Annotated in this window: 1 protein-coding gene; it reads right to left on the bottom strand. The window is 64.8% G+C overall.

Going from position 1 to position 540, the window contains the following annotated elements:
* Positions 1–103: 103 nt before the first annotated feature.
* A partial coding sequence (locus NMG70_RS15990; protein ID WP_436798397.1) for an efflux RND transporter periplasmic adaptor subunit occupies positions 104–540 on the bottom strand: 437 nt, incomplete at its 5' end.

Consider the following 540-nt stretch of genomic DNA (forward strand, 5'->3'; position numbering starts at 1 on the left):
AGCCTCTCGTAAGCGCTGATGCCGCCGATGACGCAGACGAGCATGAGGAATACGACGATGGCCCGGTTGTGGACGGCCCATTCCGAAAGATTGAAGCGTGCCATCACTCGACCTCCGTCTCAGCGTTCACCAACTCACCGTCTGCCAGCGAATTGACGCCGGCGGTCACGACCTTCTCTCCTGCCGACAGCCCGTGGCTGACGACGACGGAGTCTGTATCGAATTGAAGCAGCTGGACGTTCCGGCGCTGCACCTTGCCGTCACCGCCAATTACCCAGACCTGCGGCTCGTCTCCGGACTGCAGCAGCGCGGTCGGGGGTAGCGTGGTGACCTCCTGGCCTCCTTCGCTTTCGACGCGACCTACGACGACTGCGCCCAGCCGCATCTCTGGCGGCGGCGAAGCCAGTGCCACCTTCACCTGATAGGTGCCGGTCGTGCTGTCGGCCTCGGGGGAAATCTCGCGGATCGTGCCGGTAACCGCGACGTCCGGCCGGCCCTGGATCGAAACGTTCACCGCCATGCCGAGCTCTGCCCCGGCGA

Origin of the sequence: Mesorhizobium ventifaucium (assembly GCF_935822925.1) — a bacterium.
Taxonomy (GTDB): domain Bacteria; phylum Pseudomonadota; class Alphaproteobacteria; order Rhizobiales; family Rhizobiaceae; genus Mesorhizobium; species Mesorhizobium ventifaucium.